At 60.9% G+C, this 23,329-nt stretch carries 23 protein-coding genes; 17 read left to right on the top strand and 6 right to left on the bottom strand.

The window, feature by feature from the left end; genetic code table 11:
* Window positions 1–136 precede the first annotated feature (136 nt).
* A complete protein-coding gene (locus HMPREF1531_RS09040) occupies window positions 137–1,210 on the bottom strand; it encodes a glycosyltransferase (protein WP_198011030.1) in 1,074 nt (357 codons plus the stop codon).
* Between the two features lie 292 nt (window positions 1,211–1,502).
* Between HMPREF1531_RS09040 and glnA (HMPREF1531_RS09035) the strand changes: the two genes are divergently transcribed.
* The 10 genes from glnA (HMPREF1531_RS09035) (at window position 1,503) to HMPREF1531_RS08990 (ending at window position 10,644) form a co-directional block, all read left to right on the top strand.
* Window positions 1,503–2,924: a type I glutamate--ammonia ligase gene (glnA, locus tag HMPREF1531_RS09035; RefSeq protein WP_016669643.1), complete on the top strand. Its 1,422-nt coding sequence runs from the start codon at window positions 1,503–1,505 to the stop codon at window positions 2,922–2,924.
* A gap of 159 nt (window positions 2,925–3,083) precedes the next feature.
* Entirely contained in the window at window positions 3,084–3,656 is a 573-nt protein-coding gene (locus tag HMPREF1531_RS09030) for a helix-turn-helix domain-containing protein (RefSeq protein ID WP_016669642.1), read from the top strand.
* Window positions 3,653–3,859, top strand: a complete 207-nt coding sequence (locus tag HMPREF1531_RS09025; RefSeq protein ID WP_016669641.1) for a PLD nuclease N-terminal domain-containing protein — start codon at window positions 3,653–3,655, stop codon at window positions 3,857–3,859. The genes HMPREF1531_RS09030 and HMPREF1531_RS09025 overlap by 4 nt, the downstream gene beginning before the upstream one ends.
* The gene (locus tag HMPREF1531_RS09020) at window positions 3,856–4,776 is read left to right on the top strand and encodes an ABC transporter ATP-binding protein (RefSeq protein WP_016669640.1); all 921 of its coding nucleotides are present in this window, start codon (window positions 3,856–3,858) and stop codon (window positions 4,774–4,776) included. The genes HMPREF1531_RS09025 and HMPREF1531_RS09020 overlap by 4 nt, the downstream gene beginning before the upstream one ends.
* A complete protein-coding gene (locus HMPREF1531_RS09015) occupies window positions 4,773–5,531 on the top strand; it encodes a hypothetical protein (RefSeq protein WP_016669639.1) in 759 nt (252 codons plus the stop codon). Before HMPREF1531_RS09020 ends, HMPREF1531_RS09015 begins: the two co-directional genes overlap by 4 nt.
* A 207-nt stretch (window positions 5,532–5,738) precedes the next feature.
* Complete coding sequence (locus HMPREF1531_RS09010) at window positions 5,739–6,356, top strand: DUF4956 domain-containing protein (RefSeq protein WP_016669638.1); 618 nt, start codon at window positions 5,739–5,741, stop codon at window positions 6,354–6,356.
* A complete protein-coding gene (locus tag HMPREF1531_RS09005; protein ID WP_016669637.1) occupies window positions 6,353–7,108 on the top strand; it encodes a VTC domain-containing protein in 756 nt (251 codons plus the stop codon). The genes HMPREF1531_RS09010 and HMPREF1531_RS09005 overlap by 4 nt, the downstream gene beginning before the upstream one ends.
* Before the next feature lie 18 nt (window positions 7,109–7,126).
* Window positions 7,127–8,683, top strand: a complete 1,557-nt coding sequence (locus HMPREF1531_RS09000) for a carbohydrate-binding domain-containing protein (protein ID WP_016669636.1) — start codon at window positions 7,127–7,129, stop codon at window positions 8,681–8,683.
* Window positions 8,680–9,579: a phosphodiester glycosidase family protein gene (locus HMPREF1531_RS08995; RefSeq protein ID WP_016669635.1), complete on the top strand. Its 900-nt coding sequence runs from the start codon at window positions 8,680–8,682 to the stop codon at window positions 9,577–9,579. The genes HMPREF1531_RS09000 and HMPREF1531_RS08995 overlap by 4 nt, the downstream gene beginning before the upstream one ends.
* A 3-nt stretch (window positions 9,580–9,582) precedes the next feature.
* Window positions 9,583–10,644, top strand: coding sequence for a bifunctional glycosyltransferase family 2/GtrA family protein (locus tag HMPREF1531_RS08990; protein ID WP_016669634.1), 1,062 nt, complete (start codon window positions 9,583–9,585; stop codon window positions 10,642–10,644).
* A 122-nt stretch (window positions 10,645–10,766) separates the two neighbouring features.
* On the opposite strand, the gene HMPREF1531_RS08985 is transcribed toward HMPREF1531_RS08990, so the two are convergent.
* Window positions 10,767–11,324, bottom strand: coding sequence for a histidine phosphatase family protein (locus HMPREF1531_RS08985; protein WP_016669633.1), 558 nt, complete (start codon window positions 11,322–11,324; stop codon window positions 10,767–10,769).
* Between the two features lie 87 nt (window positions 11,325–11,411).
* Between HMPREF1531_RS08985 and cobU the strand changes: the two genes are divergently transcribed.
* Window positions 11,412–11,945 carry a bifunctional adenosylcobinamide kinase/adenosylcobinamide-phosphate guanylyltransferase gene (cobU, locus tag HMPREF1531_RS08980; RefSeq protein ID WP_016669632.1) on the top strand — a complete coding sequence of 178 codons (534 nt, stop codon included), beginning with the start codon at window positions 11,412–11,414 and terminating at the stop codon, window positions 11,943–11,945.
* Window positions 11,942–12,784, top strand: coding sequence for an adenosylcobinamide-GDP ribazoletransferase (locus HMPREF1531_RS08975; RefSeq protein WP_016669631.1), 843 nt, complete (start codon window positions 11,942–11,944; stop codon window positions 12,782–12,784). The genes cobU and HMPREF1531_RS08975 overlap by 4 nt, the downstream gene beginning before the upstream one ends.
* 32 nt (window positions 12,785–12,816) lie before the next feature.
* Here the strand turns inward: HMPREF1531_RS08975 and HMPREF1531_RS08970 are convergent, their stop codons facing one another.
* Window positions 12,817–13,536 (bottom strand): SDR family NAD(P)-dependent oxidoreductase, encoded by a 720-nt coding sequence (locus HMPREF1531_RS08970; RefSeq protein ID WP_016669630.1) that lies wholly within the window; start codon window positions 13,534–13,536, stop codon window positions 12,817–12,819.
* On the bottom strand, window positions 13,533–16,487 hold the full coding sequence (locus HMPREF1531_RS08965) for a bifunctional [glutamine synthetase] adenylyltransferase/[glutamine synthetase]-adenylyl-L-tyrosine phosphorylase (RefSeq protein ID WP_016669629.1): 2,955 nt from the start codon (window positions 16,485–16,487) through the stop codon (window positions 13,533–13,535). Before HMPREF1531_RS08965 ends, HMPREF1531_RS08970 begins: the two co-directional genes overlap by 4 nt.
* Window positions 16,488–16,770: 283 nt before the next feature.
* On the opposite strand from HMPREF1531_RS08965, the gene HMPREF1531_RS08960 reads away from it, so the two are divergent.
* The gene (locus HMPREF1531_RS08960) at window positions 16,771–17,418 is read left to right on the top strand and encodes a MarR family winged helix-turn-helix transcriptional regulator (protein ID WP_016669628.1); all 648 of its coding nucleotides are present in this window, start codon (window positions 16,771–16,773) and stop codon (window positions 17,416–17,418) included.
* A 127-nt stretch (window positions 17,419–17,545) separates the two neighbouring features.
* A complete protein-coding gene (locus HMPREF1531_RS13005; protein ID WP_156860231.1) occupies window positions 17,546–18,223 on the top strand; it encodes a sterol carrier family protein in 678 nt (225 codons plus the stop codon).
* 1 nt (window position 18,224) lies between these two features.
* On the opposite strand, the gene glnA (HMPREF1531_RS08950) is transcribed toward HMPREF1531_RS13005, so the two are convergent.
* A complete protein-coding gene (gene glnA / locus HMPREF1531_RS08950; RefSeq protein ID WP_016669626.1) occupies window positions 18,225–19,556 on the bottom strand; it encodes a type I glutamate--ammonia ligase in 1,332 nt (443 codons plus the stop codon).
* Between the two features lie 105 nt (window positions 19,557–19,661).
* On the opposite strand from glnA (HMPREF1531_RS08950), the gene HMPREF1531_RS08945 reads away from it, so the two are divergent.
* Window positions 19,662–20,534, top strand: a complete 873-nt coding sequence (locus HMPREF1531_RS08945) for a DUF2510 domain-containing protein (RefSeq protein ID WP_016669625.1) — start codon at window positions 19,662–19,664, stop codon at window positions 20,532–20,534.
* 80 nt (window positions 20,535–20,614) lie between these two features.
* Here HMPREF1531_RS08945 and HMPREF1531_RS08940 read toward each other — a convergent pair whose 3' ends face one another.
* Window positions 20,615–21,181 (bottom strand): mycothiol transferase, encoded by a 567-nt coding sequence (locus tag HMPREF1531_RS08940; protein ID WP_016669624.1) that lies wholly within the window; start codon window positions 21,179–21,181, stop codon window positions 20,615–20,617.
* A gap of 96 nt (window positions 21,182–21,277) precedes the next feature.
* On the opposite strand from HMPREF1531_RS08940, the gene HMPREF1531_RS08935 reads away from it, so the two are divergent.
* Entirely contained in the window at window positions 21,278–22,228 is a 951-nt protein-coding gene (locus HMPREF1531_RS08935) for a helix-turn-helix transcriptional regulator (RefSeq protein ID WP_016669623.1), read from the top strand.
* 215 nt (window positions 22,229–22,443) lie between these two features.
* On the top strand, window positions 22,444–23,319 hold the full coding sequence (map, locus tag HMPREF1531_RS08930; protein WP_036897621.1) for a type I methionyl aminopeptidase: 876 nt from the start codon (window positions 22,444–22,446) through the stop codon (window positions 23,317–23,319).
* Window positions 23,320–23,329 lie beyond the last annotated feature (10 nt).

The raw sequence follows: 23,329 nt of genomic DNA, 5'->3' as shown, positions 1-23,329 counted from the left end.
AACGACAGCCAACCCGTCAGAGGGGTGGTTCCGCCGGGAATACCGACGCACACCTGGAAACCGTTGTCCTAAGGCTCACCATCGAGCCCTGCCCCAAGGTCCCGCAAGTCTGTCGTCAAGGTTAGTTTAACCTAAATCAGTTCAAAGTTGGCAAGTGACCTGTTCTGTCCGCGAGCGATCGGAACCGCTTCTGCTCGGCTCCGGCATCGAACCTGGTCCCAAGAATCGGATTGTGGAACCGGTCCGAGGGCTTGTCAATCAGCTGCTCCACGCAGTTCACCCAGTCATCGACACCGTGACCGATGTCCAGCCAGTACACCTGTCCACCAACCCCCAGCCCCCTGCCGACTCGATTAGACACGAGCAGGGGAAGCCCACTGCACTGGGCCTCAAGGCCCACATAGGGCAGGCCCTCGAACCAGGATGGCAACACTGCCACGTCCGCTGCCTGGAACAAGTCGGGGATGTCGTCACGGGTTCCCAGCATCAGAGCGTTGTTCTGGAGCCCCCGGTTGACGATCTCCTTGTGGAGCCGAATAGCATCGGTCCCATCACCGCACATGAGGAGCAAAACCTCATGTCCTCGCCCCCGTAACTCGGCGAGCAGTTCGAGCGAGAAACGCTGGTTCTTCTCTGGAGCGAGCCGTCCTACGTGGATCATCACCGTCGTGTCATCCGCGATTCCCAGTTCCTCTCGTTTCACCCGACGCCGCCGGGGATCGAAGGCGAATATTTCGGGATCAATCATATTGGGAACGAAGGTCCATGTGGTGTGCGGGAAGAACCACCGTGCAGCTTCTTCATCGCATGCAAAGCATCCATCGGCGAACAGCGGGATGAAACGTCGCTGGAGTCGATGCACTATCCCGTGCCCGACCCCGAACATATTTGCCGACTGATGGGCGTGAAAGATCCTTCGCGGTACCCCCATCGCCCGGGCCAGCGCCAACTCATGAAGGTGAGCAATGCAGTGGTTCATCCAGACGACTTGGAAGTCCCCTCTGTGAAGCAGTAGCAGCAAGCTCTCCAGGTAACGTACAGGATGCCTCGTGGGCGACGGAAGCCGGACCACTCGTGCCCCCAATTGCTCGAGCTCGCCGCGCCTTGCCGGAGCGGGACTCGTGGTGAGCACGGTGATGTCATAGTCCTCACGAAGCGCCCGTACCGCGGTCACGATGAAGGTCTCGATTCCACCAGTGTTTCCGGTCAACCACCCCAATAAGATCCGGGGCCGGACAGCACACGACGAACCGCCAGGGAATGTCGTTCCCGAGGATGCGCGACGTCTTCGCCTTCGTTTCAACGTTTCTCCCTGCTTCGGGGGCATCCGGGTGTAATGCAGGCAAGTCTAGGTCGCGACGGGGTCACCCGAGACGGAGCCTTCTCACGCCTCGTAGCCTCGTTGAAGTACAGATGCAACACTGACTCCTCACGGATCAGTAGGGTTGTCCACGTCGAATGAATCGATCGATACCTGCCGTTGACGAAGCAGAGGAGTACAGATGTTCAAAGGCGCCGATGACCTACTGGCGTTCGTAAGGGAGGAGGGCATCGAGAACATCGACGTCCGCTTCTGCGACCTGCCCGGTGTCATGCAGCACTTCACCGTCCCAGCCCACGAATTCGGCCCGGCGGTCTTTGAGGAGGGGCTGGCCTTCGATGGCTCCTCGGTCGTTGGTTTCACCACCATCGACCAGTCCGACATGGCGCTGATGCCCGACCCAGCTTCCGCCTTCGTTGACCCCTTCCGAGAGGCAAGGACCTTGGTGGTGAACTTTTTCGTCCACGATCCGCTGACCAAGGAGCCGTTCTCCCGCGATCCGCGCAACGTTGCACGCAAGGCCGAAGCCTACTTGGACACCACCGGCATCGGCGACACTGCATTCTTCGCCCCGGAGGCCGAATTCTACGTCTTCGACGACGTGCGCTACGAGACCAATGAGCGCACCTCCTTCTACTCCATCGACGCCGAATCAGCCGGGTGGAACTCCGCCCGCGCCGAGGACCGCGGAAACCTAGGTTACAAGGTGAAACTGAAGGGCGGCTATTTCCCCGTTGCCCCGGCAGACCACTATGGTGATCTGCGCGACGAGATGGTTCGGTTGTCCACCGAGGCAGGTCTGATCATTGAACGGGCTCACCACGAGGTGGGCGCTGCCGGACAGGCCGAGATCAACTGGCGTTTCGACGAGTTGGTCGCATCGGCAGACAACATGATGAAATTCAAGTATTTGGCGAAAAATGCCGGCTATCGCAACGGCAAGTCGGTCACCTTCATGCCCAAACCGGTCTTCGGTGACAACGGCTCGGGCATGCACATCCACCAATCCATCTGGAACAAAGGCAAGCCGCTGTTCTACGACGAGAACGGTTACGGCCAACTCTCCGACATCGCCCGCTGGTACATCGGGGGTCTGCTGGCCCACGCCCCGGCCCTGCTGGCATTCACCAATCCAACGGCGAACTCCTTCCACCGTCTGGTGCCGGGTTTCGAGGCGCCAGTGAACCTGGTCTACTCGGCCCGCAACCGCTCGGCTTGTATCCGCATTCCGATCACCGGCTCAAATCCGAAGGCCAAGCGCATCGAATTCCGCTGCCCAGACCCATCCTCGAACCCATACCTGGCCTTCTCAGCTTGCCTAATGGCCGGCATCGACGGCATCCAGAACAGGATCGAGCCGCCGGCCCCCGTCGACAAAGACCTCTATGAGCTTCCCCCCGAAGAACATGCCGAGATCACCCAAGTCCCGGGGTCGCTGTCCGAGGTGCTCGACGCCCTTGAGACCGACCACGACTTCCTGCTGGTCGGCGATGTGTTCACCCAAGACCTCATCGACATCTGGATCGGGTTGAAGCGTGAGGAGATCGCGGCCCTGCAACAGCGACCGCACCCCTACGAATTCGATCTCTACTACCAGATCTGACGCCTGCCATCGAAGGGGCCGAAGCGACGAGCATCAGGATCGGCCCCTTCATCGCGTCTCACCGGTGCCCGTAACCGATCACCTCTCATCCTTGAGCGAGAGTCAGGTGTTGCCGCACCAGTTTTGATATTATTATCGATACTGATATCAATATGTGTCATGGTGAACTCCTCAACTCTGCTCCATCCGGTACGCCAACGCATAGCCCAAACCCTGCTCAGACAAGGACAAGCGACGACACACCAACTCCACGAGCACTTGCCCGACATTCCTATCGCGACGCTGTACCGTCACGTCAATCACCTGGTCTCCCACGGTCTCATCGAAGTCGCTGCCCAACACCAAGTGCGCGGCACCAGCGAGAGTACCTATCGGCTCGCCCCGGGCCTGTCCAATCCCTCGGCCGAAGACCTGAAAGCATTGAGCAATGAGCAATTGCTTACCGCCTTCACGGTGTTCACTTCGGGTCTGATCAACGATTTCGGCAGATATCTGGGTGACGAACCTCGAGATCTGCGGGCCGATCGGGTGAGCTTCGCCCAAGCGTCGTTCTGGGCCAGTGACGAGGAAATGGACGAACTAGGAGAGGTCTTGATGACAGCCATCCAGCGATTACTGAACAACGAAACCTCTCCGACACGTCGACGTCGTACCCTCAGCACAGTACTGATGCCGACTGCTTTCTCACAAGATAATCCAACCGATGGAAGCTCCACAAAGGTGCAGGCATGAACGACGCCTTATTACCGGTAGCCATCATGTGTGCCCTACTCATCATCTGGTGCCTGATCGGTATCATCCGCCACCCGGTGCGGCATCTGCCCAAATGGGCCTGGATTTTGATCGTGTTTTGCTTCATCCCGCTGGGACCAATTCTGTATCTTGTCGTGGGCCAGGCCCGGCGTGATGACCTCACCGATGAGGATCTGCGATGACAACCGCGCTCACGGCCACCGGACTAACCCAGCTTTATCCCGGCGGCGGAGGAATCCGCGACGTCAATCTCACCGTAGCAGACCAATCAGTGACGGCAGTCATCGGCCCTAATGGCGCGGGAAAAACAGTGCTATTCAGCATCCTTGTCGGCTTGGTCACGCCCCAAAGCGGAACCGTCAATTTCGCTTCTTCGAATCCCCGGGTTGCCTACTGTCCCGATGTCCCCCAGTTCGAGCCCTGGCTCACTGCTTTTGAGGTAGTGCAGACATCCATGGCTGTCGCCCAGCGAAATGCCATGCGCTGCAGTTTACCAAACACCAGTGACCCTGTGGGCTGCGCTCTGCAGACCTGTGGCCTGGACCGGGTAATGCACCGCAGAATCGCTGGCTTTTCCCGCGGCATGCTACAGCGCCTCGGAATTGCGGCCGGGCTAGTGACCGATCCGGATGTGCTGGTGCTTGATGAACCAAACAGTGCCCTAGATCCCATCGGCCGCGCCGATGTACGCGAAGTAATCATGGAGCAGAAACGGCACCGCTGCATCCTGTTGTCCAGCCACCTGCTGAGCGAGGTCGAAAAACTGGCCGACCACATCATCGTGATCAACCATGGACGGATGGTCGCATCAGGGACCACCCCATCGATTCTCGCCAAGGGAATGAAACCGGTGTGGACATTGCGCCTAGCATCACCCACCGCCATCGATGCCAGGCGATTTGCCGCAACGCTTCCCGACGTGAGTCTCAGATGTACCTCAGACACCATGTGCACCCTCGGCTTCTCCAGCTTCGAGGCTGCCCACACCCAATTGGTTCCAGCCCTAGCCGAACTTCACGCACCGATACTGGAGGTCAGCCTGCGTGACCAAGATCTCGACGTCTCCTTCGCCCGCATCCTCGGTGAGGAGGAACGATGAACTTCATCCTGAACTCGTTACAGGTGGAGATCCGACGGCTGACACGTTCTGGTCTGTTGGCCGGGCTGCTGATAACGTTCGCTTTCTTCGGGCTGTCGGGCCCAGCACTTGCCCTGTACATGCCTAAAATCCTGGCTACCTCGACAAAAACCGATCAGGTCACGATGACGGCAGCAGATCCTACCCCGGTCGATGGAATTGCCCTATTCAACCAGAGTGCGATGCAGTTGGGATTGATCCTGGCAGTTACTGTTGCGATTACCTCCCTGGGATGGGATACCCGACCTGGCTCATCGAGCTTCTATCGAACCCGCACATCGCACCTGATCGGGATCACTCTCCCGCGTCTGGGTGTCGACTGGGTCATCGTGGCGGCCAGCCACGCATTCGCACTTGGGCTTGCCGCTTGGCAGACCCAAGCATTCATTGGCCCGCTTTCGGTAACCTACCTGTTCAGGACGGGAATAGCGTCGATCACATATATGGTGATGGCGATGAATGTCGGGTATCTAATCATGGCAATCACCCGTCGCACCGCGACAGCAATCGCGGTGTCCACAATCCTCATGCTGGTGTTACCCCTGGCCAACAACTCCCCAGCGACCGCACGGTGGTCCCCCACCGCCTTGCTCGGTGCTGCAGCCGGGACAACCGATCTGATCGGCCCGTATCTGTCGGCAGGGATGGTGTTCATCGCCTGTTTGGCTCTTGCCTCCTGGGTGACCGCACGGCACGGTCTGCGCCGAGAGGCCTGAGGGCATGTGCTGTGACTGTTCATTGCCTGCAGATGGGCACTGAACAGTCACAGCAGCCTGCGCCAGGAATACCTCCCAAAGTCATTGGGCTGTCGTCTCACACCATTGGGATGTTGTTTCACACCTGGTCCACAGCTTCACCAAGGGTTCACCCCAGCTTCATCAGGCGGGATTGGTTCGTCACCTGATCCAACCGGAAGGCCTGAGATGAACCTGCTGCTGATGGGCGCCGATCTGATCGCCATCACCGTACTCATGACCACTCTTTACCTGCCCCGTCAGGGGCGACGGGAGTTAGTCTCCAGCTTCTTGGTGACCAACGTTGGCGTACTGGCCGTCGCCGCCGCAATGTCCACAGGAACGGTCAGTGCAGGCCTGGGCCTGGGTCTATTCGGTGTGCTGTCGATCATCCGCCTGCGCTCCGAAGAACTATCCCACCGCGAAATCGCCTACTATTTCGCTTCCCTGTCACTTGGGTTGCTCGGCGGGCTCGGAACGATTGCAGTGCAATGGGGAGCCGGGTTGATGGCATTGATCCTGCTCGCGATCGCCATCGGCGACGCCTCCCGGTTGACCAAGCGCACGGCCTCCAGCGAATTGCTGATCGACCAAGCGATATCTGATCCAGTGGCACTCACCGAACGAGTCACGCACCTCGTCAACGGTGAAATCCTGGAGATCAACCCACAACGCATTGATCTGGTCGACGACTCAACCTTGGTTTTCGTCCGCTACATACCCACGCAGCGCGTTGTTCCCCGGATCCCGGAGGAATCTGCTGTCATGTGTCGTCGCGCAGCGCAACCGGAGATTGCCCGACGATGACCACGACCATCAGTTTGGCCGAGCTCAATGCCACATCGTCCCTGCTGCAGCGGGTTGATCGGAAATACCTGTTAGATCTCACCGATGCGGAGGGCTTCATTGAGGAGATCTCCGCGACCAGTAGGGTTCTGGAGATCAATGGGTCGACCTGGTTCGACTACCGATCCTGCTATTTCGATACCCCGGATCTGTTCTGTTACCGCCAAGCAGGACACAAACGCCGTCGCCGTTTCAAGGTACGCACCCGCGAATATCTGTCGAGCGGGTCGAACTGGCTTGAGGTTAAGACCCGCGGGGTACGGGGCACGACAATCAAGGACCGCATCCCGCATCCAGCCAGGACATTGATGCCGTCGGACCAAGTATGGATCGCCGCAACCCTCGCCCACCGAGGAGTCGACACCGCTCCGATTCCCCTGCTCCAGCCCACGCTGGTCACCAGCTACATGCGACGCACCTTGCAGACCTTACCGGCCCAGAATCACGGGCCCACGCGGGTAACCATCGACCGTCGTTTGGCGGTCGAACTCACCAACAACGCACCCACAGGTGCGCTATTCGCCGATCTGAGCCACAAGGTCATCGTGGAGACGAAAGGATTCCCGCGTCCTTCTGGGATCGATCATCTGCTGTACCGAATGGGGTATCGCCCCCGATCGATTTCTAAATACGGAATCGGCACCGCGCTGCTGCGCATCGATCAACCAGCATTCAGGTGGACCCGCCTGATGAACACCGATTTTGCCGCCTGACAATCAAGAAAGAGCACAATGAATTCACGATTCAAAACCTCTATCATCGCAGCCCTCGCGCTGACCACCTTCTCCCTGGCCGGATGCTCGGTGGCCTCCTCGCAGGACACCAGCTCCCAGACCTCGACAGTCTCCTCGTCCACAGGCTCCGGGGAGCAGACCAATACCGCCAATGCCTCCTCGGACCTGGGAAGTGGGCTAACCGCTTTCCTGGCGGACAACACGACCTCCCATGCCGAGGCCGGTGATGCCGACTACGACGCCACGAGCGCCACAAAGATCACCTTGTCGAATGAGGATGTGACGATCACTGAACCAGGCACCTATGTCCTTTCTGGCACCCTCACCGATCACTCGGTCCGGGTGGCATCCGAAGCGGAGGGCAAAGTCCGGTTGGTCTTCGACGGGGTGACCATATCCTCATCCACAGATTCCCCGGTGGTGGTGACGGCCGCCGACGAGGTGGTGATCGTCCTCGCTGACGGTTCGACGAACAAGATCACAGACAACGCCGATCACTCACAGGCCAAAACGAATTCCGATGCCCCGGATGCTGCGATCTTCTCCATGGCCGATCTCACCATCACCGGCACCGGTTCCTTGCAGGTGACCTCGACCACCGGTGACGGCATAGGGACCAAGGACGGCTTAGTGGTCCAGTCCGGCACTCTCGCCGTCAAGGCCGCTGACGATGCCGTGCGTGGCAAGGACTATGTCGTCATCGACGGCGGTGTTCTTGAGCTGACCGCCGCGCAGGATGGGATCAAATCAACCAATGAAGACGACGACACCGTCGGCTACGTGTACCTCAACGGTGGGCAGATATCCATCAGTGCTGGCGACGACGGTATTCATGCCGAGGGCGACTTGGTGATCGCCGGAGGCACCACCAAAATCACCACATCTGTCGAAGCGATTGAGGGCGCAAACGTCGTCATCGCCGGGGGCATGACAACCGCGACCTCCTCCGATGACGGGCTCAACGCCACATCGGGCAACACAACAAGCGGGAACGGCATGGGAGAAAACGATGGCTCCCAGATGATCCTGATGGGCGGTGAGATCACGGTGAATGCCTCCGGAGACGGCCTCGATTCGAACGGAACCATCACGATGACCGGTGGCGTCGTCACCGTCAACGGCCCCACAGCTGGCGCGAATGGTTCCATCGATGCCTCGTCGATGGATATCTCGGGTGGCACTCTGGCCGTTGGCGGGACCTCGCAGATGGCCATGACACCAAGCACCAACTCCGAGCAAGGATGGGTGAGTATGTCCGGCAGTTTCTCCGCAGGCGATACCATCACGGTCTCTGACGGGTCGACGACGCTAATGACCTATACCTTGGGCGTCGCCTCGCAGGTAGTGGTGTTGTCCACCGAATCCATGACTCCCGGTACCGAGTACACGGTCACGGTCAACGGTTCCGATTCCACACGGGTTGTCGCCAACTCCGGCGAATTGAGCAGCATGGGTAGTGGTGGCATGCCTCCCGGTGGCGGTGGAGGTGGTATGCCTCCCGGTGGCAGCGGCGGCGGCATGGCCCCCGGAGCTGGGAAGGGGCGCCCAGCATGAGCAAGCTCACCCGCAGAACAGCGCTCATCGGCGGGGTCGGTGCCGCAGCTGCGCTGACCGGGGCCACCGCCTGGGGGCTCGACCGATTCCTCATCGAACACGCCGAGGTCACCAACGTCTCCGAGCTGGAAGCCCAGGCGTCCAGCTCAGCCTCAGTATCGCCGGGAACCAGCGCTGCCACCGAGATCGACATCAACACCTGGACTTCTGGTTCCGGATCGAGCTTGGTGACCGGCTACGTCGCCGACATCAAGGTGCCCTCGGCAACCTCGGTGCGTTCGGCCTTCGCCGAAGACACCTTTGGAACGAACATCATCGAATACCCCACGGCGATCGCCTCCCGGGTAGGTGCCACCTTGGCCATTAACGGTGACTATTACGGATTCCGTGACACCGGCATCGTGGTCCGCAATGGCGTCGCCTACCGGGACGAACCGACGCGCACCGCCCTGGTGCTGTATGTAGGCGGGGAGATGCGGCTGGTCGACGAGACGACCACCTCCGCAGACCAGCTCATCGCCAACGGAGCCTGGCAGGTGTGGTCCTTCGGGCCCGGCCTAGTCGATGGCGGCAAGGTGATGAATGGGATCGAGGACATGGAGGTGGATACCAACATCGGCAATCATTCGATCCAAGGGGTGCAGCCGCGCACCGGAATCGGGATGATTGAGCCGAACCACTTCCTATTCATCGTCGTGGACGGTCGCTCGACGGGGTACTCCGCGGGTATCAACATGACCGATTTTGCCCAGCTGTTCGCCGACCAAGGAGCATCTGTCGCATACAACCTTGATGGCGGCGGTTCATCGGCGATGGTGTACCAGAAATCACTGGTCAACAAACCGTTGGGCAGGAACAAGGAACGCGGCACCTCCGACATCATCTGGGTGGGCTGAACCATGATCATCCTTATTCCTGGGTACCAACCGGATCACCGCCTCACCGATCTGCTCGCCACTCTCCCCCGCTCACAGAAGGTCGTGGTGGTCGACGACGGGTCCGGACCGCAATATGCCCTGTGGTTTGCCAAAGCTGCCCGGATGGGCGCGACAGTGCTCACCCACGAACAGAACCGAGGCAAGGGGCAGGCCCTGCGCACCGGATTCACCTGGATCGCCGAGCACCATCCCGGCGCCGATGTCGTGTGCGCGGATTCCGACGGGCAGCACACCAACAGCGACATCAACCTCGTTGCGCAAGCGCTTTCCAATTCGGATGCTGAAATGGTGTTGGGCGTACGCTCTTTCACCGGAAAGGTGCCGTTGCGCTCCCGCTTCGGCAATGTAGTCACCCGCAGCATCTTCCACATGGCGACCGGCCGGTCACTCGCCGACACCCAGACCGGATTGCGCGCCTATCCGGCGCGTATGCTCAATTGGTTGTGCACCATCGATGGCGACCGCTTCGACTACGAACTGAAGGTTCTATTGGAGGCTATCAGGGAGCAAATGACCATCGAGCAGGTCGGCATCGAGACGATCTATCTCGATGAGAACGCATCCTCCCATTTCCGCCCAATCGCCGATTCCTGGTTGATCTACCGGCCGTTACTCGGGTTCTGCGCATCTTCGCTGCTGGCCTTCACCGTGGACTTCGTGCTATTGACAGTGTTCTTGGCATTGGGGATGGGACTGATCGGTTCGATCGTCACTGCTAGGGTGCTGTCGGCAGCGATGAACTACATCATCAATCGCACGGTCGTCTTCGAGCATGGCAATCCAGCCCCGGTACGGGAAACACTCCCCAGATATGCGGGGCTTGCCGCGGTGTTACTGCTGGGCAATATAGCTGTGATGTGGGTGCTCACCCCGGTGCTCGGCAGCTTCTGGGCGAAACTACTCACCGAGATAACCCTGCTGGTCATCTCATACACGGTGCAGCGGTTGGTGGTCTTCGTCCACGGGCATCACCGGGATCCTGCTGCGCCGACCACCCGCGACCTCCTACAGCGGGTCGCCTGATCCCATCCACCATCGAAGCCCTCCACCGGTGCCACGACGTGGAGGGCTTCGATGAGCCCGGAATATGCATGACCGGTGGCTGGTCCACACCGGCACACGACCGTGGACGAGAGCACCACGCATCAGGACAGTTCACGCACCTCACCATTGGCCATGACAAAATCCCAGTCGATCTCCCGGTGGCCGCGCCCCGCACGCACGGCTACGAGCACCCGAAGTGCCTCGCCATGACCCACCAGAACCACTGCGCCCCCCGTCGGCGTCGTAGCCTCCAGCCAGTTCAGCAGCCGACTCATACGGGCATGTAGCTGTTGGACGGTTTCCCCACCGCTCCACGACACCTCGGTGATGTCCTTGCCCTCGGGTACCGGCATGGACCGCAGTTCGCTGCTGGCCATCCCTTCCATCTCCCCGAGATACTGCTCCCTGGCGAGGTCTGTTTCCTCGGCCTCGACGCCGAGTGCCGCAGCAATCGGACAGGCAGTCTGCACCGCACGCAACGCATCAGAACAGACCACACGCACCGCCTTGGTACCAATGAGGTCCGCTACCTTCCGGGCAGCCTCCCCGGCTTGTTCAAGCCCCAACTCGGTCAACGGAGTGTCCAAGGACCACCCGGTCACCCGGTGTTCCCGGTTCAGGGTGCACTGCCCGTGGCGGACAAGGACAAGATGCAGCATGAAGACAACAATATTGGCGGGGCACCCCGGCGATGACGCACCCTGTGCCAGGGCTCTTCACGGGTTGTGGTGTGGGAGGATCAGGCAATGAACACACGCATCCTGGTCCTGGGCGGAGCACGATCTGGGAAATCCTCCCATGCCGAAGCCATCGCCGCGACCGCCGGGGAGGTCGATTACCTCGCCACCTCCGAGAATCGTCCCGATGATCCCGAGTGGCAGGCCAGGATCGCCCTGCACCGGGCCCGCCGTCCCAGAGGATGGGCGACCATCGAAACCATCAACGTGGCCGCGGAGTTGGTGCGCGACACCGACCGGATGCTGCTGGTGGACTGTCTCACCGTGTGGCTGACCCGGCAAATGGATGCCGCCGGTGTGTGGACCGCCGAACCTGATTGTGATGAGATTCTCCGCACCGCCGTCGACGGCCTAGTCAAGGCGATCGGAGCTTGTCGTCGCCCAGTGATCATGGTGAGTAACGAAGTGGGTCAGGGAATCGTCCCCCTCGACGCAGGCACCCGCAGGTTCCGCGACGAGATGGGCATTCTTAACGCCAAGGTGGCTGCCGCGGTCAATCGGGTCGATTTCTGTATCGCCGGGATTCCCCAGAGGTTGAAGTGACCGATCACGAGCTTCCCCCGCAAGACAAGAAGATCCCGGGTCTAGTACTCAGCGCGGGTTTTTTTACCCATGTGCCGATGCCACCGCTCACCCGGGTAGACAAGGATGCTGCCAGGCGGGCATTGTGCTGGATGCCAGTGCTGGGGTTGCTGATCGGTATAGCCGGCGGCTTGGCGGGTGCTGTAATCGGTTGGCTGTCTGGCACCGCTTTACTAGGTGCGGTGGTGAGCATCGTGGTGTTGCAGCTGCTACTGGGTGGTATGCATCTCGACGGGTTAGCCGATACCTTCGACGGCCTGGCGGCTCTCGGCTCCCGCAAAAAGGGTCGCGATGCTACCCGTGCATTGGAGATCATGAAGGCCCCCGACATCGGCGCCATGGGCGTGATGGCCCTGGTCATGGTGATCATCTGCCAGGTGGTGGCCCTGGGGGCCACGTCGGTGTCTTCACCGTGGTTCCTGCCCGTCATGACAGGCCTGGGAACAGCCACCGGGCGGAGCGTGATACTGCTGGCCAGCCGTGTGGGAATTCCCCCAGCTCGCCCCGGAGGTTTTGGTGCACTGTTCGCCGATATCACTCCCCCGGCCCATGCCGTGGCCGCGAACCTCGCTGTGATGGTGCTGGCGGGTGGCGTCGGCTGGTGGTTGCTGGGACCGATCGCTGCGGCAGGCATGACCATATCGGTGCTAGCGGCTGTCGTACTCGGCTGGTTGTGGTGTGGACGTATCGTGGACCAGGTTGGCGGAACCACCGGGGACGTCTTCGGTGCGTTGGCGGAGGTCTGCTGCGCCCTGACCTGGGTCGGGTTCGCCATCACCATCGCGTTGGCCGCACGATAGATGTCCATGGGCTGATGCGGAAGAGCAACTGCTCAGAAGGGCAGGCGTGCCGCCCAGGATGCGGGCAGGTTCCGGTTGATTGCTTGGATGAGAGTGAAGATGCCCGGCACCCGCACCATCCGGTCCCCACGTTCCAGGGCCCTGGCCACCGCCTTGGCGACAGCATCAGGGGTGACCGACAACGGCACGTCTCGCCCCGCGGTCATCCGTCCGCGCACCGCTCCCGGCCGGACCACGAGCACCTCGACGCCACTGCCCTCCAGTTCCACCCCCATCTGAGTGTAGAAACCATCCATCCCGGCCTTGGTGGCCCCGTACAGCAGATTGGTGCGGCGCACCCGCTCTCCCGCAGCCGACGACAAAGCGATGATTTTCCCACCGCCGCTCTGCTGCATGTGGGTGGCAAGCAGCGAGCCTACGCTGACCGCTCCAACGAAATTGGTGTTGGCGATCGCCATCGCTGTCTCATGATCACGCCATGAATTCCGGTCGCCGAGTATCCCGAAAGCCACGACGGCGATGTCGACCGGGTCACGGAACAAGCAGTTCACCAAATCTGGATGCGAAGAGGTGTCAGTCGCATCGAAGTCGACCCATTCAACGCATCGGCACCTGGCCAGGGCCATCTGAGCCTCGGCACGATGCGGTGAGTCGCTGCGCCCGAGTAGCACGACGTGGGCATCGTCATCGGCCAATCTCGCGACGATGGCTGTGGCCAACTCGGAGGCTCCACCAAAAGCCAGGATTCTCACCCCTGCGCTCCCCAGAACAGTCGGTCAACAACTTGATTAGCATACCGGGCCTGTTTTGCCCAGTCCTGGAGCAATTCCGAGGCGTGTCCTGGCTCATAGCCGAGCAGCAGAGAAACCGAGGCGATTTCCCTAGGATCCACCGGAAGCTGGTCACTGGACCGTCCCCGCACCAGCATCGTCTTGTTACGCAGCTTCGAGGCCGTCGTCCAAGCCTCAATCAGGGCGTCAGCATCCGAGGCATTTATGAGCCCGAGGTCCCTTGCCGTGATGAGTACCGGGACGGTCCGTGTGGTACGCAGCCCGGGATGGGCACCGGCATGACGCAACTGAATGAGTTGAGCAGTCCATTCCACATCGCTGAGTCCTCCCAGGCCCAATTTCAGGTTTCCGGCGGCCTTGCCCTTAGTGCGTTCGGTCTCCATCCGGGCCTTGAGCCGCCGGATCTCGGCAACTTGCTTGTCGTCGATGCCTTCAGGGGGATAGCGCACGGCCTCAATGGCCTCCAGTAGCGCCTCGGTGAGATCTCTGTCTCCCGCCCCATGCCCAGCTCGCAGCAGCGCCTGGAACTCCCAAGTGTCGGCCCATTTCTCGTAATAGGAGCAGAAGGAGCCGAGGCTCCTCACCAGCGGGCCACTCTTTCCATCTGGACGCAAACCCGCGTCCATGACCAACCTGGCTACTCCCGGGGTCCCCAACCAGCTCTTGGCCCGGGTAATTACCTGGGTTGCCCAGGCGATCTGTCCGGGACCCGCCTGGTCGTCGACGACATACATGACATCGGCATCTGACGCATAACCGAGTTCATTGCCGCCCCACCGCCCCATGGCCACCACTCCGATCCTGGTGCGGGGCCCTTCCACTGCCCGGGCAGCCACCTCAAGAATCGCATCCACGCTTGCCGAGGCTAGATCACTCAGCCCCTGACCCAGCGTGGCAAGATCGGTCACTTCAAGAATGTCCCCGGCAGCCAAGCGAAACAGTTCCCGGGTTCGCAGCGAACGGATCGCATGCACCGCAGCTTCGTGATCCGACCCGTGCCGGTCGATGACCTTGGCCATGGATTCAGCCAATTCCTGTCTGCCACGAGGAGTCGTACTCTCTTCCGAAGCGAGCAACTGCACCACCGACGGATCCTTGCGCAGGATCTCGGAGACATAGCGTGAGGAAGAAGCAATCTTTGCGAGGCGTTCGGCCATCCAGTCCTCGTCGCGCAGCGCCCTCATATACCAAGAGGTAGCACCCATGGCCTCCGACAAGCGACGGAAGGTGAGTAGCCCGAGATCAGGGTTGGGTCCCTCGGAGAACCAGCGCAACATGGCGGGCATCAACTGGCGTTGTATCTGAGCTGTTCGCGACAATCCAGTGGTCAATGCCTCCATGTGACGCAGAGCCGCAGCCGGATCGGCGAAGCCCATCGCGTGCAGTCTGTCGGTGGCGGCCTGGGGACTCATCCGCAGTTCCTCACCGGACAGGCGGGAAACGGCTTCCAACAGGGGTGAATAGAAGATCCGCTGTTGGAGGGCGAGCACCTCACGGGTGGTGGAATGCCAAGCGGTCATTAGTTCCTCGGCATCGGCACAACCAATCTGACGGGCCAGGCGCCGTTGGTCGACGTCGTTGTCGGGCATCAAATGGGTGCGCCGTAACCGGGCGAGCTGTTCCCGGTGCTCGAGTACTCGCAGGAAACGATATGCCTCGTCGAGTCGTTTTCCATCGGCCCTGCCGATGTAGCCGCCGGCCATCAGGGCATGCAGCGATTCGAGTGTTCCGCGGGTACGCACAGAAGCATCCACCCGTCCGTGCACCAATTGGAGCATCTGGACGGAGAACTCCACGTCGCGCAGTCCTCCAGCGCCGAGTTTGATCTCTCGCTTCTTCTCCGTAGCCGGGATCAAAGAGACCACCCGCTTGCGCATAGCCTGGGTGTCCGCCATGAAATTGGGAGCCCCACCCACTTGCCACACCATCGGGTCGATCATCTCGCAGAACTGCTGGCCAAGTTCTAAATCACCGGCTGCCGGGCGGGTCTTGAGCATGGCTTGGAACTCCCAGTTCTTGGCAAATTTCTCGTAATAGACGCGGTGGGATTCCAAGGTGCGCACCAAAGGACCGGCCTTACCCTCCGGTCGCAGGGCGGCGTCCACCTGCCAGATCGTTCCGGCTGCGGAGTGTGCCGAGCAGATGCGAGCCAAGGCGCCGGCTAGGCGAGCACCTATTTGCATTGCCTCCTCGACACCGACCCCTTCGACGGGCTCCGCCACGTGAACGACATCCACATCAGACAGGTAGTTGATCTCTTGGGCCCCACACTTGCCCATCGCCAAGATCCCAAGTCGCACCTTGTCGTGACCCGGAGTCTGGGCGCGAGCGATAGCCAAAGCAAATTGCAAAACAGCATCGGCCAGGTCCGACAGTTCAGCACAGATCTCGTCAAGAATCTTGATCGGCTCGGGATGAGTGAGGTCACGGGCTGCTATCCGCAGTAATTCTCGCCGGTTGGCAAGTCGTAATAAGTCGGCCGCGGCAGGATCTTTGATGATCCCCATCGGGGAATCTTGCTCCAGATCGGCACCGATACACTCCGCCATTCGCGCCCAGATTCCTGCCCGGTCGAAGGCATTCAGATCACCGCGGATCACCTCGGCGTCGCCAGGGTGGGCCCTCAGGTGCAGACCAAGACCTTGCGATGCACCGAGTACGCTGACCAAGCGGTGGGCCCAGATCTCGTCGGCAAAGATCGCCTGGACCATGCCGGGATCGTCGTAATTGATAGCCGAGAGCTGCTGTAATGCCAGATCGGGGCCCGGCACCGATGCGACGACTTCCAGCCAGCCGGGTGCCTCGGAGGCCAAGGTGCTCTCCAGTTCGGCGACCCGAGTGGCCGAGCGAGTAACGTCAGAGAAGCCGAGCCTTGCAAGTTCACCGACCATCGAATTCGTGCGCCCGCCCATCGGCACCTCCCTGTCATCGTACCCATCCCAATGGTCTCCCCACCATCGCAGGCCGTCAATGCGAGCCGACACGTATCCGGCATGACCGAGCTCGCTTCCCACCACTGGGTAAGAGTCCCGCAGCGCATCAAGGCACCGGCGCGATGACCCACCCAGTCAGATTGGCCGAGCAGACTGGCAACCTCGAACAGGTACCTGTTGATTTTTCAGAAGGTACCTTCTACTATTTCTAACAGGCACCTGCTGAACAGCAAGCGCCGCGAAACAACCTAAGGAGATAACCATGCACAACAACAGCAGCCACGAGATCAGGGCTCGCATCCATCAGCTAGAACACCTCATGCACCGCCATCATCCGGGACCGGGGCCGCGACGGTTCACCGACATCTCTCATGGTCAGGGGCGCGTACTCGCTGCATTGAAGATGCAGTCCGGTATCTCGACCAAGGACTTGGCATATGTGCTGGGAGTGCGCACCCCGTCGTTGAACGAGGTGCTCGGTCGCTTGGAAGCCAAGGGCTTCATTACCCGCACTCCATCACCCGCCGACGGCCGGGTCACACTCATCGGTTTGACCGATGCCGGACGCGATGCCACCAACGTCGATCCCTGCCCGGACGATGTTCTCGACGTGCTAAGCACCGAGGAGAAGGGAACCTTCATCGAGATCTGCGACAAGCTGATCGAGGCTTTGTCCGATCAGTTGGACAATGACGAGGAGTTCACACAGTGGGCACGCGATGCCCGTGCTCGGTGGGGCGATGAACGTTTCGAGATGTTCATGGCCGTCGGGCGTGGCCGTCATGGGGGACACGGATTCGGCGGACCTCACGGGCGCGGACGACGTAACCAACGGCGTGGCGAGTCCTTCGACGAGCAGGCACCTGAGTTCTGGGATGCGCCGCGGATGGGCCGCCCGCACAAATGGTGACCCGATGTTCCCCATCACCAGCAGAAACGATCGCGGGTCCTGCTCATCGATAAAGATGCACTCCCTCGCCCAGCGCAGCGAACCCGGCTCGCTTGCCCGGATCGATTCCCCAGGCCATGGTTGTTCTATGACCAGCAACAGGGGAATCGACAAGGCGCGGGCCGGGCTCGCTGCGCTGGGCGACCGCGACCTGCCCATCGACCCAACTTGGCAGCCGCGAGTTGACCGGCTGTGGGAGATATGCACTGATGCCCTGGTCAGCCCCAGCGGGACCAGGCCGATTACCAGCGCAGCTCTTGCCGAGGCTTTGGCCCGAGGGCTTCCCGGTCTATCTCACAATCCGTTGAACAGCGTCACCCCCGCCCTCGGCATTGCCCGACTGTTGGACTCAGCCGCCGAGACCTTGACCAGCGAGTTCGGGTCAGTAAGGCTCATAGACCTGTGCCGCCTGGGTTGTGCGGTGCTCTGCGCAGCCACCCTCGCAAGCGGCGATACCCCACCCGAGCACAGCCTCCACGAAGGAGTTCGCGGTTTGGCTGACGCCCTGGTTCATGCACACGGTGGGCGTTCGATCGAGGTACGCACGCCGCCCGTCGTCGCAGTCCAAGTGGCATCCCAGACGGCTGGCCCAACGCATCGCAGAGGCACTCCCCCAAACGTCGTGGAGATGCCCCCGCGTTCCTTCATCCTCCTGACGACGGGCCTGCTCAGCTGGGACGATGCGATCGGCACCCACGGGCTCACCCATTCCGGGGCACACGCCCACGAGGTAGCGGCACATCTGCCAGTGTTGGATTTGCGGTGAATCACAACCGAGGCAGCAAGGTGTTCAATTCATAGGGCGTAACTTGACAGCGATAGGCGTCAAATTCCTCACGTTTATTGCGCAGGAAATAATCGAAAACGTTCTCCCCCAGGGTCTCTGCGACAAGTTCGGAGTTCTGCATGACCTCAATCGCGCTTCCCAAATTCTTGGGCAGCGAGTCGATGCCCATAGCCACCCGTTCGCGGTGGGACAGCGACCAGGCATCGTCCTCGGCCTCAACGGGCAACGGCAACTCACGAGCAATTCCGTCAAGACCGGCATTGAGCAACAGCGCGTAGGCCAGGTAGGGGTTACAAGCCGAATCAAGGGCCCGGTACTCAACCCTCGCCGAGGAGGACTTCTCCGGCTTGAACAATGGCACCCGCACCAGGGCAGAACGGTTGTTGCGCCCCCAGCACACGTAGCTGGGAGCTTCCCCTCCCCAGGCCAGCCGCTTGTAGGAATTGACCCACTGGTTGGTGACCGCAGTGATTTCCGCCGCGTGGGCGAGCAGCCCGGCAATGAAATGCTTGCCGATCCGTGACATCCGGTATTCGTCGGCGGCGTCGTGGAAGGCGTTCTGGCCTCCCTCGAACAGCGACAGGTGGGTATGCATACCCGAGCCGGGTTGATCATTGAACGGTTTGGGCATGAAGGTAGCCCGGATGCCGTGGGAAACGGCGATCTCTTTGATCACCATCCGGAAGGTCATGATGTTGTCGGCCATCAGCAGGGCGTCGGAGTAGCGCAGATCTATCTCGTGCTGGCCAGGGGCGCCCTCGTGGTGGGAAAACTCGACCGGGATACCCATCTGTTCAAGGGTGGCGATCGCATCGCTGCGGAAATCGGTTCCCGCATCCATCGTCGTGTGGTCGAAGTATCCGCCGTTGTCCAGGGGCTGGGCACTGAGCGGGTCATCGAAGGCTTCAAGCAGGAAGAACTCGATCTCGGGATGGATGTAGTAAGTGAACCCCATATCGGCGGCCTTCTTCATGGCGCGCTTCAACACGTGCCGGGGGTCGGCCATAGCCGGAGAGCCGTCTGGCATCGAGATGTCGCAGAACATGCGGGCGGTGCCTGCCCGGGTACGCCAGGGTAGCAGTTGGAAAGTGCCCGGGTCAGGGTGAGCGATCATATCGGCCTCGAAAACCCGGGCATACCCCTCGATTGATGACCCGTCGAAGCCGATGCCCTCCCCGAAGGCCCCTTCCAGTTCAGCCGGGGAGATGGCGACGGATTTGAGGCTTCCCAGTACATCGGTGAACCACAGCCGCACGAATTTCACGTTGCGGTCTTCGACGGTACGGAGCACGAACTCGGTCTGGCGATCCATGCCCACAGTCTGCCAGTGATGCCCCGACGTCACAGTTCACCGCCCACCACACATCCGGATGATCACTGATCAGCCAACTCGTCATTGCCGAATACACTGTTGTGCGTGTCAACATCCGGCTGGTATCCAGACCCCACAGGGGCACCGGGGCGGTTCCGTTACTGGGACGGGAGCTCCTGGGGTTCCTCGACGTCCTCCACCCCGGCTGGGGAACCGGGGCAGACGGGAGACAGAACGCAACGCGACAGGATCTTGTCGGCCCCTGTCGTCCTGGCCGCGGTGTTGCTGGTCGTGGTCGCGATCTTCCTGTGGATGCTGCTCGGGGACCGGGTCTCCGGGGGCTTTACTCCGGCAGCGCCCGATACGAACTCCGCCGCGCCGACGATCAGCGGCTGGGACGAGACCTCGAAGCCAACTCCCCCGCCAGTGGAACAAGGCGATCTCGCGGCCTGCCCGAACACGAACAACACAGATAAGACCAAGCAGAAAAATGACGGCCGACTGCATGGCGGCGGCATCTCCGCACCGAAGATCAGCGGGTGGACCGACTCCTACATGTACCTCGACTGGATTTCCGACTACCATGTGCAACTCGACAATGTCCGTCCAGGCTGGGTCTCAAATATCGGAGTGGGACAGGTCAACGCCGAGGACGGTTTCACAGATGCACAGACCACCGCGCGACAGACGATTGAGTGTTTCTCGACGACCCACTACTACGAGAAATTCACCCACCGGGTTGACCTGATCAACGAGCAGACCACCGTCAGCGGAAAATTTGCCTGGCACGCCCGTGCCGAGGTGCACGTCAACAACCCGAGTATGCCCGAGATCGACGGGGACGTGGTCGATGTCCTGATCATTGATGTCGGTGACCCGAAGCGGATGGGCATCTTCGTCTCCTCGGTGACGATCGGCGACACAGCTCGTCAGAGAAAAGTCGATGCCGTCATTGCAGACCTGCGGGTGGAGACCTGAGAGCGCTGATCCGCCCATCGCCCACGACTCCTCGGTGACGGCCGTTTACGTACCAGCCGTCACCGAGGCGATCGGTGCGTTCAGGCAGTCTCGGCATCGGCGAGGTCGTTGAGTTCGAATGATCCCTTGCCGTCCAGGGTCTCACGGATGATGTCCGCATGACCTGCGTGCCGGGCAATCTCCGTGCACAAATGCATCAGGCACCACCTAGCCTCCCAGTGCGTGATCTCCTTGGGAATCCACGGTGCAGGCGGCACCGGCACCGCAGCTGACAGGTCGCTCACCGCATCCAGATTGGCCTCGGTGACCTGCACACACCGGTCGAAAAAGACCAATGTGTCGGAAAGGCTGCGGGAATCCTTAAGCAGTCGCTCCAACAAATACTCTACTTTCTGCAGGTCCTCAGGCAGGTCTTCAGGCACCTTGAGTGGGTGCGGGGCAGATGCTGCCCGGGCCGACCAATGGACACCCACCTCGCCCGCGTGCAAAAGCAAGCCGGTCAGATTCAGGGCGGATGCAGTGGGAGTGGCGTGCGCTTGCTCATCATTCAGGCCAACCACGGTCGTGCGTATTTGCGCCAACTGTTGCAGCGCGAATGTCTTGATGACTTCGAGTTCGCCTGAGGCATTTGGGGTGAGAAAACCCATGATCTCTCCTTCCAGCGCACCGGTAGTTCCGGCGCTGCCCCAAGCTTTGCATTCGATGCGGACAGATTCTGTCCGCAGAACTGGGATGATCGTTCCATGACCGATCCAACGTCCCGCGCGCTGTCCCTGCTGGGGCTTCTCGAGAGCCGAGCCACATGGACCGGATCCGAGCTTGCCCAGCATCTGGGAGTGACCACCAGGACCCTGCGACGCGACATCGAACGGCTGCGCGCTCTGGGCTATGTCGTCGAGGCCGATCCGGGCCCGGGAGGTGGGTACGTTCTGGGTCGCAGCCAGGTCGTGCCGCCGCTGTTGTTCGATGAGGAACAGGCGACGGCCACCACCCTTGCCCTGGCGAGGTCGGCACTCACTTCATCAGGTGTCCATGCCGAGGCTGCTCTGCGGGCTCTCGCAACGATCGAATCCCTCATGCCCTCGGGGCTCCGGCATCGGCTTGGCGCTCTACGCGACAGCACCACGGTGACGATCTCCCAAGAACCGGTTGACGCAGAATTGCTCCTGCGATGCGCCGAGGCTATCCGTCGCCGGGTTCGACTATCCTTCGACTACGTGGATCGACACGGAAAGGAGTCCTCGCGGACGGTGGAACCCCATCGCCTGATCGCCCGGGATCGGCGTTGGATACTGGTCGCCTTCGATCCAGGCCCAGATGACTGGCGCAGCTTCCGGATCGACCGGATGGTGCGATGCACGGTGGGAACGTGGAGGTTCACTCCGCGTGAGGATCTGCCGCAGATTTTGGAGCGCATCGATTCGCCAACCCCACTCGAGGCCTGGCGTCACCGGATGGTCGTGCACATCCTCGCTCCCTACGAGGTGGTTCGTCAGGAACTTCCGGGAGCTGCCTATCTGAGTGCTCACGACGAGACGACCACCGAGCTGATTGCCGGCGTCGAGGACCCTCTTGAAGGTATCCGATGGCTCACCCAGCTCAGCCATGATTTCATCGTCTTGGGCGACGAGACTGTGCGAGCAGCGGTATCCAGCCTGGCTACGCGGCTCGACAGGGCATCCCAGCAATATTGAATGCATCGCGATTAACTCCACGACACGAAGTGTTTCGACCGCACCATCTAACGAGACCCTCGTAGCTCCATACCGGCATGTATCAGGAACAGCAACCGGATTCCTCGGCGCAATGGGCATGGCCAACGAACAGTCAGCCCAGGTTCGGCCTCGTTGTTTCCCGGCCTAGACTGACTCGGGTGAGCACTCCTGTGAAGCCCTTCCCTGTTTCCCCCATGCGCCGCGTCCCGGACTCGGTCGTGCGCCCCGCCTATGCTGGGGTGCCGGGCCCCGAGTTGTACGACGGTTCGGATGTAATGGATGCCGAGACAGTCGAAAAGATGCGCATCGCAGGTGAGGTGGCCGCCGATTCGATCCTGATCGCAGCCGCGGAAATCCGCCCGGGGATCACCACCGATCACTTGGATAAGGTGGCTCACGAATTCCTCTGCGATCACGGCGCCTACCCGGCAGCTCTCGACTACCGAGGTTTCCCGAAGTCCATCTGTACCTCGGTGAACGAGGTGATCTGCCATGGCATCCCCGACACGCGCCCGCTGGAGGAGGGCGACCTCATCAAGATCGACTCAACAGCCTTCCTCAACGGGGTGCACGGTGATAACTGCGCCACCTTCTACGTCGGCGAGGTTTCCGAGGAGGCTAAACTCCTGTCTGAGCGAACCCGCGAGGCTATGTACCGCGGTATCAAGGCGGTAAAGCCCGGGCGGCAGCTGTCGGTGATCGGCCGGGTGATCGAATCCTACGCGAAACGATTCGGTTACGACACCGTGCGCGAGTACACCGGTCACGGCTGTCACGTTGCCTTCCACTCCGGGATGATCGTGCTGCACTACGACGAACCGATGCTCGACACGATCATTGAGCCGGGGATGTGCTTCACCATTGAGCCGATGCTGACCATGGGTTCGGCCCGTAACAAGCAGTGGAACGATGGCTGGACCGTGGTGACCCGGGACGGTTCCTGGTGCGCCCAGTTCGAGCAGACCCTCGTCGTCACCGAGACTGGCACCGAGATCCTCACCGTCCCATCGAGCGGTGAACTGATCCTCGGTGGAGACCCGACGACGATCGATACCTCGAAGATCGCCTGACCCAGTCGGC

Origin of the sequence: Propionibacterium sp. oral taxon 192 str. F0372, from assembly GCF_000413315.1 — a bacterium.
Lineage (GTDB): Bacteria > Actinomycetota > Actinomycetes > Propionibacteriales > Propionibacteriaceae > Brooklawnia.
This window is presented reverse-complemented; position numbering and strand designations above follow the sequence as displayed.